Annotated in this window: 11 protein-coding genes; 4 read left to right on the top strand and 7 right to left on the bottom strand. The window is 68.1% G+C overall.

What is annotated here, in order from left to right; all coding sequences use genetic code 11:
• Window positions 1–94: 94 nt before the first annotated feature.
• Window positions 95–1039: a LysR substrate-binding domain-containing protein gene (locus tag AC1DFC_RS12390; protein ID WP_413315368.1), complete on the bottom strand. Its 945-nt coding sequence runs from the start codon at window positions 1037–1039 to the stop codon at window positions 95–97.
• Between the two features lie 209 nt (window positions 1040–1248).
• Window positions 1249–2340, bottom strand: a complete 1092-nt coding sequence (gene apbC / locus AC1DFC_RS12385; RefSeq protein ID WP_413335498.1) for an iron-sulfur cluster carrier protein ApbC — start codon at window positions 2338–2340, stop codon at window positions 1249–1251.
• Window positions 2341–2521: 181 nt separating this feature from the next.
• Between apbC and AC1DFC_RS12380 the strand changes: the two genes are divergently transcribed.
• Window positions 2522–3727 (top strand): patatin-like phospholipase family protein, encoded by a 1206-nt coding sequence (locus tag AC1DFC_RS12380; protein ID WP_042674176.1) that lies wholly within the window; start codon window positions 2522–2524, stop codon window positions 3725–3727.
• 31 nt (window positions 3728–3758) lie between these two features.
• On the opposite strand, the gene AC1DFC_RS12375 is transcribed toward AC1DFC_RS12380, so the two are convergent.
• The 4 genes from AC1DFC_RS12375 to AC1DFC_RS12360 form a co-directional block, all read right to left on the bottom strand.
• Window positions 3759–4439: a YceH family protein gene (locus AC1DFC_RS12375; RefSeq protein ID WP_413315369.1), complete on the bottom strand. Its 681-nt coding sequence runs from the start codon at window positions 4437–4439 to the stop codon at window positions 3759–3761.
• Window positions 4440–4487: 48 nt separating this feature from the next.
• Window positions 4488–5186, bottom strand: a complete 699-nt coding sequence (locus AC1DFC_RS12370) for a phosphodiester glycosidase family protein (RefSeq protein WP_413335497.1) — start codon at window positions 5184–5186, stop codon at window positions 4488–4490.
• A gap of 28 nt (window positions 5187–5214) precedes the next feature.
• A complete protein-coding gene (locus AC1DFC_RS12365) occupies window positions 5215–6246 on the bottom strand; it encodes an isocitrate/isopropylmalate dehydrogenase family protein (RefSeq protein WP_007837620.1) in 1032 nt (343 codons plus the stop codon).
• Between the two features lie 114 nt (window positions 6247–6360).
• Window positions 6361–6876 carry a DUF4180 domain-containing protein gene (locus tag AC1DFC_RS12360; RefSeq protein WP_007837619.1) on the bottom strand — a complete coding sequence of 172 codons (516 nt, stop codon included), beginning with the start codon at window positions 6874–6876 and terminating at the stop codon, window positions 6361–6363.
• Window positions 6877–6945: 69 nt separating this feature from the next.
• Between AC1DFC_RS12360 and metG the strand changes: the two genes are divergently transcribed.
• Both metG and AC1DFC_RS12350 read left to right on the top strand, forming a co-directional pair.
• Entirely contained in the window at window positions 6946–9036 is a 2091-nt protein-coding gene (metG, locus tag AC1DFC_RS12355; RefSeq protein WP_478179317.1) for a methionine--tRNA ligase, read from the top strand.
• A 17-nt stretch (window positions 9037–9053) separates the two neighbouring features.
• Window positions 9054–9260, top strand: coding sequence for a hypothetical protein (locus AC1DFC_RS12350; protein ID WP_007837614.1), 207 nt, complete (start codon window positions 9054–9056; stop codon window positions 9258–9260).
• A 15-nt stretch (window positions 9261–9275) separates the two neighbouring features.
• On the opposite strand, the gene AC1DFC_RS12345 is transcribed toward AC1DFC_RS12350, so the two are convergent.
• Window positions 9276–10994, bottom strand: a complete 1719-nt coding sequence (locus AC1DFC_RS12345; RefSeq protein WP_478179316.1) for an enoyl-CoA hydratase-related protein — start codon at window positions 10992–10994, stop codon at window positions 9276–9278.
• A 122-nt stretch (window positions 10995–11116) separates the two neighbouring features.
• Between AC1DFC_RS12345 and AC1DFC_RS12340 the strand changes: the two genes are divergently transcribed.
• Window positions 11117–12796, top strand: a complete 1680-nt coding sequence (locus AC1DFC_RS12340; RefSeq protein ID WP_413315375.1) for a SulP family inorganic anion transporter — start codon at window positions 11117–11119, stop codon at window positions 12794–12796.

Genomic DNA, 12796 nt, shown 5'->3' with positions numbered 1-12796 from the left:
GAATCCGGGCCGAGGAGTGTGTCAGAACGTTTCTCGCTCCGTCAAATTCGTTCGGCGCATCGGCCGATTCAATAACTAAATGCCCGGCCGGTGCTCAGTCGCCGAGCGCCCCGCTGTGGATACGCACCTGCTCACGCCACTCGGGGGTTTGCAGGAAGGCCAGCGCGGCTTCGAGCGCGCGCGAGGAGCGCACGCCGTCCTGCGTCATGAAGCCGATCGGCGTGAGCACTTCGGGCGCCACCAGCGGCAGCGCCTCCAGCTCACGATGGCTGCGCACGGCCGCGACCATGGCGCCCGGAAGCACGCTGCTGACCGTGCCCGCGCTGACCGCGAGCGCGAGCGCGAGCACGGAGTTGGTCTCGATGGCGGGCGCCACCGGAACGCCGGCTTCGCGCAGCGCCTGGTCCATGATGGCGCGGTTGTGCATGTCGGTCGTGAGCAGGCACAGCGGCAGCTTGCCGGCCTCGGCCCAGGTGATGGGTTGGCCGATGCGCAGTTCGTCCACAGAGGGCGTTTCGGCGCGCCGCAGGAGGAAGTAGTGCTCGACGCTCTGCGGCCAGGCCGTGAGCTTGATGCCCGGCAGGTGCATGCGCTCCGTGTAGCCGAGCGCAAGGTCGATCGAAAGGCTTTCGAGCCCCGTCTCCAGTTCCTGCGAGCTCATCGACAGCACGACCGGCAGGATGCCCGGATGCCGCTGGTTCAGCATGGCGGCGAAGCGCGAGAGCATCGGAATGGCGGTAGGCACCGCGGCCATGCGCAGGCGACCGTGCGGATTGTCCACATCGCTGCGCAACTCCTGCAGCAGCACTTCGTTGTCGCGCAGCATGCGCTGCGCCGTGGCCAGCACGCGCTCGCCCTCGTGTGTGAGGCCGACATAGACGCGCGCACGCTTGACGATGACCACGCCGAACTCGGTTTCGAGCGCGCGCAGCGCGTTCGACAGCGCCGGCTGCGTGATGTGGCAAGCCTGCGCGGCGCGGCCGAAGTGCTTGTGCTCGTTGAGCGCCACCAGGTAGCGCATCGAGGCGAGCAGGTTCATGCCTGTGGCTCCGGCGCGTGTCGTGTCGCGGGGTGCTTGTGTTCGGGGTGCATGCCAAGGGCACCGGGTGGCTCCCGCAGCGAAATAAAGGAGGAGGCAGCAGGCCGGGGGACATTCGCGGAGCAAGGCACCCCGTCGGCGTGACCGCGCCCCGAACAACGACGCACATCACGCACAACGCACCCAATCGAAAAGCAGGGCGTCATCCCTCAGGTGTTCTTGCTGATCGAGATCGTCGGAAACTTGGAGGAAAAATCCTTCGCCTTCTCGGCGATGCCCACGGCCACGCGGCGTGCAACGGCCTTGTAGATGCCGGCCACGTCGCCGTCCGGATCGGACACCACGGTGGGCGCGCCGCTGTCGGCCTGCAGGCGGATCTTGATGTCCAGCGGCAATGCACCCAGGTATTCCATCTGGTACTCGGCCGCCATCTTCCTGCCGCCATCCGCGCCGAAGATGTGCTCCGCATGGCCGCAGTTCGAGCAGATGTGCACCGCCATGTTCTCGACGATGCCGAGGATCGGCACGCCGACCTTCTCGAACATCTTGATGCCCTTCTTCGCATCGAGCAGCGCGATGTCCTGCGGCGTGGTGACGATCACCGCGCCCGTCATCGGCACGCGCTGGCTGAGCGTGAGCTGGATGTCGCCGGTGCCCGGGGGCATGTCGACGATGAGGTAGTCGAGGTCTTTCCAGTTGGTCTGGCGCAGCAGCTGCTCCAGCGCCTGCGTGGCCATGGGGCCGCGCCAGACCATGGCCTGGTCGGGGTCGACCAGGAAGCCGATGGACATCACCTGCACGCCGTGGCGCTCCATGGGCTCCATGGTCTTGCCGTCGGCGCTTTCGGGGCGGCCCTCGATGCCCATCATCATGGGCTGGCTCGGGCCGTAGATGTCGGCGTCGAGCAGGCCGACCGTGGCGCCCTCGGACGCCAGCGCCAGCGCCAGGTTGGCCGCCGTGGTGCTTTTGCCCACGCCACCCTTGCCCGAGGCCACCGCGACGATGTTCTTGACGTTGGGCATCAGCTGCACGCCGCGCTGCACCGCATGGCTGATGACCTTGGTGACGACGTTGACCGACACGTTCTCCACGCCCGGTACCGTCTTGGCGGCCGCCACCAGCGCCTTTCGGATGGCCGCGTGCTGGCTCTTCGCCGGATAACCGAGTTCGAGGTCGAACGAGACGTCGCCCTCCGCTATCTGCAGGTTCTTGAGCGACCGGCTCGCCACGAATTCCTTGCCGGTGTTAGGGTCCGCGACGGCCTTGAGCGCGTCCATGAGCCCTTCTGGGGTGAGTGCCATTGATCAAACTCCTGAATGGCCGGTAGTCTAGTGGCTCGCCCCCAGGCTTCGCGCACTTCGTGTCGCTTCTCCCGCCCCCTACCGGGGGCAACACCAGCGGCCCGGCAAAGCCGGTTCCGCGGTGTTCCGCAAGAAAACGGGGAATCCAGGTCTGCTTTCAATGGCTCATGGCAACGACAAAATGACAGAGACCAGTCCCGCCACCGGCCTCCTGCTCACCGGGGGCGGCGCCCGGGCCGCCTACCAGGTCGGCGTGCTCGAAGCCATTGCCGACATCCGCCGCGCGGCCGGACCGGCGGCCACCGGCACCGGCAATCCCTTCGACGTCATCACCGGCACCTCCGCCGGCGCCATCAACGCGGCCGCGCTGGCCTGCGGCGCCGACGACTTCGACCAGGTGGTGGCGAACATCGCCGAGGTCTGGAGCCGGTTCCGCGCCGAACAGGTGTACCGCGCCGATTCGCTCTCGGTGATCGGCAGCGGCACGCGCTGGCGCATGCTGCTCGGGTTCGGGCGCTTCGCGGCCAACTGGATGCGCATCAAGCCGAAGTCGCTGCTCGACAACGCACCGCTTGCCGAGCTTCTGCAGCGCATGGTGCCGCTCGAGCGGCTGCCGCAGCTCATGAAGGACGGCCACCTGCAGGCGCTGGCCGTGACCGCGTCGAGCTACAGCTCGGGCGAGCACGTCACCTTCTTCGAGGCTGCCGTGCCGATGGAGCCGTGGGTGCGGTCGCAGCGCCTGTCGGTACGCGACCGCATCACGCATGCGCACCTGCTGGCTTCGTCGGCCATTCCCTTCGTGTTTCCGGCCACGGCCCTGCCGATGCAAGGCCACATCGAATACTTCGGCGACGGTTCGATGCGCCAGTCGGCGCCCATCGCGGCAGCGATCCACCTCGGCGCGCAGCGCATCGTGGTGATCGGCGCGGGCCGCATGCACGAGCCGCGCGACACCACGGCGCCCAACACCCACAGCGGCTATCCGACGATGGCGCAGATCGCGGGCCATGCGCTGTCGAGCATCTTTCTCGATGCGCTGGCAGTCGACATCGAGCGGCTGCGCCGCATCAACCACACGCTGGGGCTGGTTCCCGAAGAGGCGCGCGCGGCGAGCACGCTGCGCCCGCTCGACCTGCTGGTGATCTCGCCGTCGGAACGGCTCGACGTGATCGCGGCACGCCATGTCGATGCCCTGCCGGGCGCGGTGCGGCACCTGCTGGGCGGCTCGAAGGTGGCGGCCGACGTGAAGGGCGGCGCTCTGGCGAGCTACCTGCTGTTCGACTCGGCGTACACGCGCGACTTGATGGCGCTCGGACGCGCAGATGCGATGCGGCAGCGCGACGAAGTGCTCCGGTTCTTCGGGTGGGAGACGCTCGCCGCGACGTGAGCCCCGCTTCCCGGCCGTCGGGCGGGCGCGCTCAGCCCCCTTCGGAAATGCCCAGTTCGGAACACACCCGCCCCAGCAGCGCCCTCAGCGATGCCACTTCGGCTTCGAGCCGCGCCACATTGGCCTTCAGCGCCGCGACCTCGCCGAGCGACACATCGTGACCGGCGTGCGATGCCTCGGACGCCGGCCCCGCCACCTCTTCCGCCGGCGCACCGCTCAGCAGATGCGCCCAGCGGCTTTCTCGCGCGCCGGGCAGGCGTGCCAGCTTCACCACCAGCGCACCGGCCGGACGCTCCGCCAGTTCGTCGAGGAAGCCTTCGACCGACGAGATGTCGGCGAAGTTGTGCATGCGGTCGCAGGCGATGCGCAGTTCGCCCGCCGTCTGCGGCCCGCGCAGCATCAGCACGGTGAGCAGGATGACCGACTGCGACGGAATGCGCAGCACGCGGTCGACGTTGTGCTCGTAGCGGAAGGCACGCCCGCCGCTGGTTTCGGCGACGAGGCTGTAGCCCTTCAGGCTGTCGATGGCGGCCTGCACCTGCGACTCGGTGAGTTCGAGCACCGGGTTGCGGCTGGTCTTCTGGTTGCAGCCCGACACCAGCGAATTGAGCGTAAGCGGGTAGCTGTCGGGCACGGTGCGCTGCTTTTCGGCGAGCACGCCGAGCACGCGGGTTTCGAGGAGGGACAGGACGGGCAGCGATGGGGTGGACATGGCTCGGGCAAGGATCGATGGTGAAAACGCGAAGGGCGGCAACCGCACTCAAGGCGACGCTATGCCGAGCATAGGCCCCAGCTCCCGCACGAAGTCGCTCCGGTGCAGCGCAGCCGAATGCAGGGCCGAGACCGTGCCGTCGAGGTACAGCGCATCGCGGCAGTGGAGCACGTCGCGAAAGTACAGCGCGAACTCGTGGAAATTCACCGGCTTTTCGCTGATGACGAAGATGGCCGTGTGGCCGATCACGCCGACGCCGTTGCGGATCTTGCGCGAATCGGAATGGGGAATGAAGGCGGGATGCACGACCCCATGGCGCAGCAGCAGCGGACCCGACTGCGTCGCGAGGTGCACGCCCTTGGCCAGCGCCGGATATTCCGACGACTCGACCACCCGCGGCCCCGCGTCCGAGACGAGGAACACACCGTTGGGCTTGAGGAAGAAGTTGCCCACGCCATCCGCCAGGTTGAGCGGCGCTTCTTCGCGGCCGTCACGTACAAGCAGGCCGACCGGGGAAAAGTCCTCGTGGTACATGCCGGCGTTCACCGCGAAGTCCAGTTGCCGGTGGCGCTCCTTCAGCCAGGCATCGAGCCGGTCGAAGCGCTTGAACGGCACGCCTGCGTCGTCGCGCAGGAACAGCTCGAGCCGCTCGATGCGCAGGTCGACCTTCACCACGGTGAAGCGCGGGTCGGCCGCCGCGAGGCCTGCGAACAGCAGGGCCGCCAGGAGCAGCAGAAGCTTTCTCATGCAGCCCTGCGAGCCCTGCCTGCGCCGCTCAACCGCCGTTGATGCGGCTGACCAGCGCCTTGGTGAACGCCGCCGTGCCCGCCGTACCGCCCAGGTCGCCCGTGCGCACCTTGTCGATGTTCAGCGTCTCGTCGATGGCCTTGCGCAGGCGCGTGGCCAGCTCGGGCAGCTTCACGTGGTCGAGCATCAGCGCGGCGGCCAGCAGCAGCGCGGTCGGGTTGGCGATGCCCTTGCCGGCGATGTCGGGCGCGGAGCCGTGCACCGCCTCGAAGATCGCGGCGTCGGTGCCGATGTTGGCGCCGGGCGCCATGCCCAGGCCGCCGACCAGGCCCGCCACGAGGTCGGACAGGATGTCGCCGAACAGGTTGGTGGTGACCAGCATGTCGAACTGCCAGGGGTTGAGCACCAGCTTCATCGCGCAGGCGTCGATGATGACCGTGTCGAGCTCGAACCTGCCCTTGTATTTCTTCTCGTAGAGGTCGAGGCCGGTCTCCAGGAAGATGCCGGTAAGCGCCTTCATGATGTTGGCCTTGTGCACGATCGTGACCTTCTTGCGGCCCGTTGCCACGGCGGTGTCGAAGGCGTACTCCAGCAGGCGGCGGCTGCCCTGGCGAGTGTTGATGCCGGTGGCCATGGCCACGGCATGCGGGTCGCCGTCGATGGGCACGTAGTGCTCGTGGCCGATGTAGAGGCCTTCGAGGTTCTCGCGCACAACCACCAGGTCGATCTTGTCGAAGCGGCCGCCGGGAATGATGGTGCGCGCCGGGCGCAGGTTGGCATACAGCTGGAACTCTTCGCGCAGCCGCACGTTCGACGAGCGGTAGCCGCCGCCCGACGGCGTCTCCAGCGGGCCCTTCAGGGCGAGGCGGGTGCGGCGGATGCTGTCGAGCGTGGCTTGCGGCAGCGGATCGCCCGAGGCCTTGACGCCGCCCAGGCCGGCGATCTGGGTGTCCCAGGCGAAGGGGGCCTTCAGCGCGTCGAGCGCGGCCAACGTGGCGTCGACAATTTCGGGGCCGATGCCATCACCGGGGATGAGGGTTGCGGGAATGGGAGTGGTCATGGAAAGCGCCCTTGTGAGGTCAGGTGAGTGAGGAGTCGCGGCCAGTGCGGCGCGAAGGCGGAAGAATAACGCCGGCCCATTGCGCCGGCGAGGCGCCAGAATCGGCCGAAAGGGTCATTCGCGGGCCAGCCACGCAAGCGCCTCGTCACGCGAGGTGAAGAACCGGCAGAAGTGCCCGCGCCGGGCTTCCCGCAGGTATTCCTCGAAGCGTGCGCCGTGATCGGCGAGCGGCGACATCACCACCGCGGTTCGCAGCCGGTAGGTCTGCAGCTTCTGGAGGAACTCGCCCGCGAAACGCGTCCGAAGCTCGAAGAATGGGGGCGGGAGCACGCCCGCATCGAGCAGCAGGCGGTCGGTGTCGTGCGACATGCAGGCGCCGACCAGGTCCGTGGCCTCGCCAACGTTCTGCAGCGGCGACGTCCATTCGAGGACGACGAAGGGACCGATCTGGTGGCGGATGGCATTCAAGGGCATCGGGGATCTCAGGGGTTTCAGTGGCTTGGGGGCCATGGGGTGGACGGCCGGATTCTCGCGGGCGCCCAGTTCCTGATCGATTTCCCTGGCGTCGCGGTGGTTGCAGGCGAATGGGGCGATGCTGCCACCAAACACCCGGCCGGACGCGGGGCGCACGCGGCCACCTAAAATGCCCGGTTCCCCGTCCGCCTCACCTCCGAGTCACTCCCGAAAGCGCCCTCCCCGATGTCCGCCCCGCGCAAGCTCTTCGTCACCACCGCCCTGCCGTATGCCAACGGCAAGTTCCACATCGGCCACATGATGGAATACATCCAGGCCGACATCTGGGTGCGGAACCAGCGAATGAATGGCGCCGAGGTCAACTTCGTCTGTGCCGACGACGCCCACGGCGCGGCCATCACCATCGCGGCCGACAAGGCCGGCGTGACGCCGCAGGCCTTCGTGGCCGAGATCGCCGCGGGCCGCAAGCCCTACCTCGACGGCTACTACATCTCGTTCGACAACTGGCACTCGACCGACGCGCCCGAGAACCACCAGCTCGCGCAGGACATCTACCGCGACCTGCGCGCCAACGGCCTCATCGAGACCAAGAGCGTGGAGCAGTTCTACGACCCCGAAAAGGGCATGTTCCTGGCCGACCGCTTCATCAAGGGCGAGTGCCCCAACTGCCATTCGAAGGACCAGTACGGCGACAACTGCGAGGTGTGCGGCGCCGTGTACGCGCCCACCGAGCTGATCAATCCCTACTCGGCGCTGTCGGGTGCCAAGCCCGAGCTGCGCAGCTCGGACCACTTCTTCTTCAAGCTGTCGGACCCGCGCTGCGAGGCCTACCTGAAGGAATGGACTGCCGCTGCCGGCCACGTTCAGAGCGAGGTGCAGAACAAGATCCGCGAGTGGCTCTACAAGGACGACGAAGGCAAGGGCGGCCTCGGCGACTGGGACATCAGCCGCGACGCGCCCTACTTCGGCATCGAAATCCCCGATGCGCCGGGCAAGTACTTCTACGTATGGTTGGACGCGCCCGTGGGCTACCTGGCGTCGCTGAAGAACCTGCTCGACAAGCGCTGCATCGAGCTCGGCGGCGACGGCATCTCGTACACCGAGTACATGGCCGACCCCGACCTGGAGCAGGTGCACTTCATCGGCAAGGACATCATTACCTTCCACACGCTGTTCTGGCCCGCGATGCTGCACTTCAGCGGCCGCAAGGCGCCCGATGCCGTGTACGTGCACGGCCACCTGACGGTGAGCGGCGAGAAGATGAGCAAGAGCCGCGGCACGGGCATCGACCCGCTGAAGTACCTGTCGATCGGGCTCGACCCCGAATGGCTGCGCTACTACATCGCGGCCAAGCTCAACGGCCGCAACGAGGACATCGACTTCAACCCCGAGGATTTCGTCGCGCGCGTCAACAGCGACCTCGTGGGCAAGTACATCAACATCGCGAGCCGCGCGGCCGGCTTCATCGGCAAGCGCTTCGGCGGCCAGCTGGGCGAGGTGTCGGCCGACGGCGACGCGCTGCTGTTCGCGCTGCGCGATGCGGCGCCGCAGCTGCATTCGCTGTACGACGGCCGCGACTACGCCCGCGCGCTGCGCGAGGTGATGGCGCTGGCCGACAAGGTGAACGAGTACGTCGACCAGAACAAGCCCTGGGAGCTGGCCAAGAAGGAAGGCGCCGAGGCACGGTTGCACGACGTGTGCACGGTCTGCATCGAAGCCTTCCGCCTGCTCACGCTGTACCTGAAGCCGGTGCTGCCGGCGCTGGCCGTGAACGTCGAAGCCTTCCTGAAGATCTCGCCGCTGGCCTGGGCGGATGCCGCGCAGTCGCTGGCGGCGGGCCACGCCATCGGCGAGTACAAGCACCTGATGCAGCGTGCCGACGCCAAGGTGGTCGACAAGCTGTTCGACGCGCCCGAATCCGCACCGGCCGCTGCCTCCTCGGAAGGCGCACTGCCGGGCGGTGAAGCCATCGCACCCACCATCACCATCGACGACTTCGCCAAGATCGACCTGCGCATCGCGAAGATCGTCGCCTGCGAGAAGGTCGAGGGCTCGACCAAGCTGCTGCGCCTGACGCTCGACGCGGGCGAGGGAAAGACGCGCAACGTGTTCAGCGGCATTGCTTCCGCCTATCAGCCCGAGCAGCTCGTGGGCAAGCTCACCGTGCTGGTCGCCAACCTGGCACCGCGCAAGATGAAGTTCGGCATCAGCGAAGGCATGGTGCTGGCCGCCAGCCACGGCGACGAGAAGGCCCATCCGGGCATCCACGTGCTGGAACCGTGGCCGGGCGCAACGCCGGGCATGCGGGTTCGCTGATCGCAAGGGACATCGCCATGGCCACGCTGCTGCATCGCGCCCTTCTGCTGCTCTCGCTTTCCGCCCTGTTGAGCGGCTGCGCCGTGGTGTCGGTGGCGAGCACCGCGGTGAGCGTGGGCGCCGGCGCGGTGGGCCTCGCCGCCGACGCGGCCATCGGCACCGCGCGCATCACCGGCAAGGCCGTGGGCGCGGCGGCCGATGCGGTGATTCCCGACAGCGAGTAGGCAGCGGCAACTCAGTCAGTCCGCCAGGCCCAGCCGGGCCAGGTGGGGCGGCGTGCGCGGCGCCTTTTCCTTGCGCACGAAGGCTGACCTCAGCCCCGCATGCGGCTCGCGGGCATCGAAGAAATTGCGGCGCATGTGCGTCAGCTCTTCGTCGCGGTACTTCTGCAGCGGCTTCACCGACTCGTCCTGCGCGCGAACCGCCTTCTTCTGCGCGATGCGCTCGGCCAGAACCGGCGAGGCGGCCAGCTGCGCCGCCATGCGGACCACCTCGTCGCCCAGCTCCTCCGGCGCGGCCTGCAGCACGCGCTGCGCCATGCCGAGCTCGACCGCGCGCTTCGCGCTCACCGGCAGCGCCGACTGCGTGAGCCGCTGCGCCTCGCTCTCGCCCACGCGGCGCGGCAGGATGTAGGTCCAGTATTCGGAGCCATGGAGGCCCATCAGCTTGTAGTGCGGGTTGAGCACGGCGCCATCGCGGCACCATACCTCGTCGGCCGCCAGCGCGAGCATCACGCCGCCGGCCGCCGCATTGCCGCCGAGCGCGGACACGGTGAGCCTGTCGGTGGTGGTCAGCACCGCTTCGACCAAATCGTTCATCGCGTGGATGTTGGCCCACGACTCTTCGGCAGGATCGTCGGCCGCCTCGATCACGTTGAGATGGATGCCGTTGGAGAAGAAGTCGCGCAGCCCGCCCAGCACCAGCACCGAGGTCGGCCGGGTCTGCGCGAAGCGGTAGGCCTCCAACAGCCGCCGGCAATGCACGGTGCTCATCGCGCCACCGGCAAACGAGAAATTCAGCATACCGACCGTACCGTGCTCGCTGTAGCGGATTTCGGACCAGGTGCGGCGCGCGGCCGGCAGCTGCAGCTGCAGCGGCGCCGGCACCTCGGGCACTTCCGCAGGCAGCAGGTCTCCGAGCGCCTGCACGGCCGGCAGCTTGAAGCTGGGCAACCGCGAGCCGGGCTCGCGCCAGGGCCGCAGTTGCGCGATCCACACGGCGCCGTCGACGGTGGCGCGGCAGATGGCCCCGGCGCGGGTGGCGATCAGCTCGCCGGGCCTGCCGCGCAGCTCGCCCTCGGGATGGCCGCCGTGCAGATACCACTGCACGCCCAGCAGTTCGTCGAGCACGCCGGGCTGCGAATCGGCCGCGCGCAGCTGGCGCAGCACCACTTCGGTCGGATCGGCCGCCCAGTCGATGCGGCGCTGCGCCTGCTTCATGAAGGGCCGCCAACCGGCGGACAGGGCGGCGGCCTTCTGCTTCCGGGGCTTGTACTTGCCGGAGGCAAAGCGCTCCACCGCGAGCAACACCGCGTCGAGCGCGGCATCGGCGACCTCGCCACGGTAGAAGTCGCTCTTGCCGGCCAGCGGCGGCACCTTCAGCGGCGACCAGGCCCAGACATCGCCCGCGTCCATCTCGGCCACGGCTTCGAGCACGGTGACACCCCAGCTTTGCGCGCCGTCCTGCAGCGTCCAGTCGAGCGACGAGGGGCCCCGGTCGCCCGGCGGCCCGGGATGCACGATCAGGCAGGTGTGGCCGGTCCAGACATCCTCGGGGATCGCGGTGGTCAGCATCGGCGCCACGATGAGCTGCGGCGAATGATCCCGCACGGCTTCGCGCAAGGCATCGTCATTGCCGAGGGCCAGCGCCACTCCCACGGTATGGCCACGATCCTGGAGTTCGGCAAGAACCCGTTGCGTCAGGCTGTTGAACGCGCTTGCGACAAGCAGGATGTGCATCGAGGGCCTCGGTAATGTCGGCGACGAAATGTCAATGAATGTCAAAAATGTATCTGCATCTTTCTCATTGGATAAGTTGATCGAAAGTTCGCATGGGGACAGCAGTCCACAATGGGCATCCCATGCAATCCCCGCTGAACCTCACCCGTTTCCGCCCCCGCCTGATGGACTCGCTCGCGGGGTACAACCGCGAGCGCTTCTTCAAGGACCTGGGCGCGGGCGCCACGGTCGGCATCGTGGCGCTGCCGCTGGCCATGGCCTTCGCCATCGCCTCGGGGCTGAAGCCCGAAGCCGGCATCTGGACGGCGATCATCGCGGGCTTCCTGATCTCGCTGCTGGGCGGCTCGGCGGTGCAGATCGGCGGGCCGGCGGGGGCGTTCATCGTGATCGTCTACGGCATCGTCGAGCGCTACGGCGTGGCGAACCTGCTGATCTCGACCGCCTGCGCAGGCGTGCTGTTGTTCATGGCGGGGCTGTTCGGGCTCGGGCGGCTGGTGCGCTTCGTGCCGCTGTCGATCGTGGTGGGCTTCACCAACGGCATCGCGGTGCTGATCCTGCTGTCGCAGCTGAAGGACCTGCTCGGGCTGACAGTGGCGAAGATGCCGGCCGACGTGTTCTCCCAGCTGCACGCGATGGCGCTGCAGATCGGCACCTTCAATCCCTATGCCTTCGCGCTCGGCATCGCCTGCGTGGCCGGGCTGGCGCTGTGGCCGCTGCTGCTGAGCGGCGACTCGAAGGTGGGCACCGCGGTACTGCGCGTCGCGGGCCGGGTGGCGCGCACGCGCGCCGTGCAGGTGGGTGCACGCATGCCAGGGCCCATCGTGGCGCTGGTCACGCTGACGCTGGTGTCATGGGGCTTCGCGCTGCCGGTGGAAACCATCGGCACGCGCTTCGGCGGGATTCCCGAAGGCGTGCCGGGCTTCGCATTGCCCGACTTCTCGTGGGAAACGGTGAAGCAGCTCGTCACGCCTACGCTCACCATCGCGCTGCTCGGCGCCATCGAGTCGCTGCTGTGCGCACGCGTGTCGGACCAGCTCAGCGGCCAGCCGCGCCACGACCCCAACCAGGAGCTGATGGCGCAGGGCATCGCGAACGTCGTCACGCCCTTCTTCGGCGGCATGCCGGCCACCGGCACCATCGCGCGCACCGTGACGAACATCCGCTCGGGCGGCACCTCGCCGATCGCGGGCATCGTGCATGCGATCACGCTGCTCGTCGTGGTGCTGCTGGCCGCGCCGCTGGCGCGCCACGTGCCGCTCGCGGTGCTGGCAGGCATCCTGGTGTTCGTGGGACTGAACATGGGCGAATGGCGTGAGTTCACGCCCACCCAGCTGCGGCATTTCAGCCGGCACTACCGGCTGCTGATGCTCGGCACCTTCTTCCTCACCGTGGTGTTCGACCTGACGGTGGCGGTGCAGGCAGGCATCGTGCTGGCCTGCGCGCTCTTCATCCGGCGCATGAGCGGGCTGTTCGGCGTCGAGCTGGTGACGCTGCAGCCGCCGGTGATCACCTACCGCCTCTACGGCGCGATGTTCTTCGGTGCAGCCGCGAAGCTCGACGAGGCGGTGAACGCCGCCGAGCGCGCGCCGCGTGGCATGACGCTGGTGCTGGACGCCACGCACCTGATCTACATCGATGCCACGGGCGTCGATGCGCTGCGGCAGCTGCACCGTGCGGTGCTGGCGCGCGACGGACAGTTGCGCATCGAGTCGCTGCAGCCGCAGCCGCTCGAGGTGCTGGAGCGCTCGGGTTTCGCCGAGGAACTGACGACCAGCCGGCCCGGCGCGGGCCACGGCGCCTGA

It is taken from the genome of Variovorax sp. 10L421, assembly GCF_056395365.1.
The sequence above is the reverse complement of the archived record's forward strand: the minus strand, read 5'-3'. Positions and strand labels throughout refer to the sequence as shown.

What these genes read in the sequence shown, in the direction of transcription:
- AC1DFC_RS12390 (WP_413315368.1), bottom strand. Translation starts at nt 1,039, where the DNA reads ATGAACCTGCTCGCCTCGATGCGCTACCTGGTGGCGCTCAACGAGCAC.
- apbC (WP_413335498.1), bottom strand. Translation starts at nt 2,340, where the DNA reads ATGGCACTCACCCCAGAAGGGCTCATGGACGCGCTCAAGGCCGTCGCG.
- AC1DFC_RS12380 (WP_042674176.1), top strand. Translation starts at nt 2,522, where the DNA reads ATGACAGAGACCAGTCCCGCCACCGGCCTCCTGCTCACCGGGGGCGGC.
- AC1DFC_RS12375 (WP_413315369.1), bottom strand. Translation starts at nt 4,439, where the DNA reads ATGTCCACCCCATCGCTGCCCGTCCTGTCCCTCCTCGAAACCCGCGTG.
- AC1DFC_RS12370 (WP_413335497.1), bottom strand. Translation starts at nt 5,186, where the DNA reads ATGAGAAAGCTTCTGCTGCTCCTGGCGGCCCTGCTGTTCGCAGGCCTC.
- AC1DFC_RS12365 (WP_007837620.1), bottom strand. Translation starts at nt 6,246, where the DNA reads ATGACCACTCCCATTCCCGCAACCCTCATCCCCGGTGATGGCATCGGC.
- metG (WP_478179317.1), top strand. Translation starts at nt 6,946, where the DNA reads ATGTCCGCCCCGCGCAAGCTCTTCGTCACCACCGCCCTGCCGTATGCC.
- AC1DFC_RS12350 (WP_007837614.1), top strand. Translation starts at nt 9,054, where the DNA reads ATGGCCACGCTGCTGCATCGCGCCCTTCTGCTGCTCTCGCTTTCCGCC.
- AC1DFC_RS12345 (WP_478179316.1), bottom strand. Translation starts at nt 10,994, where the DNA reads ATGCACATCCTGCTTGTCGCAAGCGCGTTCAACAGCCTGACGCAACGG.
- AC1DFC_RS12340 (WP_413315375.1), top strand. Translation starts at nt 11,117, where the DNA reads ATGCAATCCCCGCTGAACCTCACCCGTTTCCGCCCCCGCCTGATGGAC.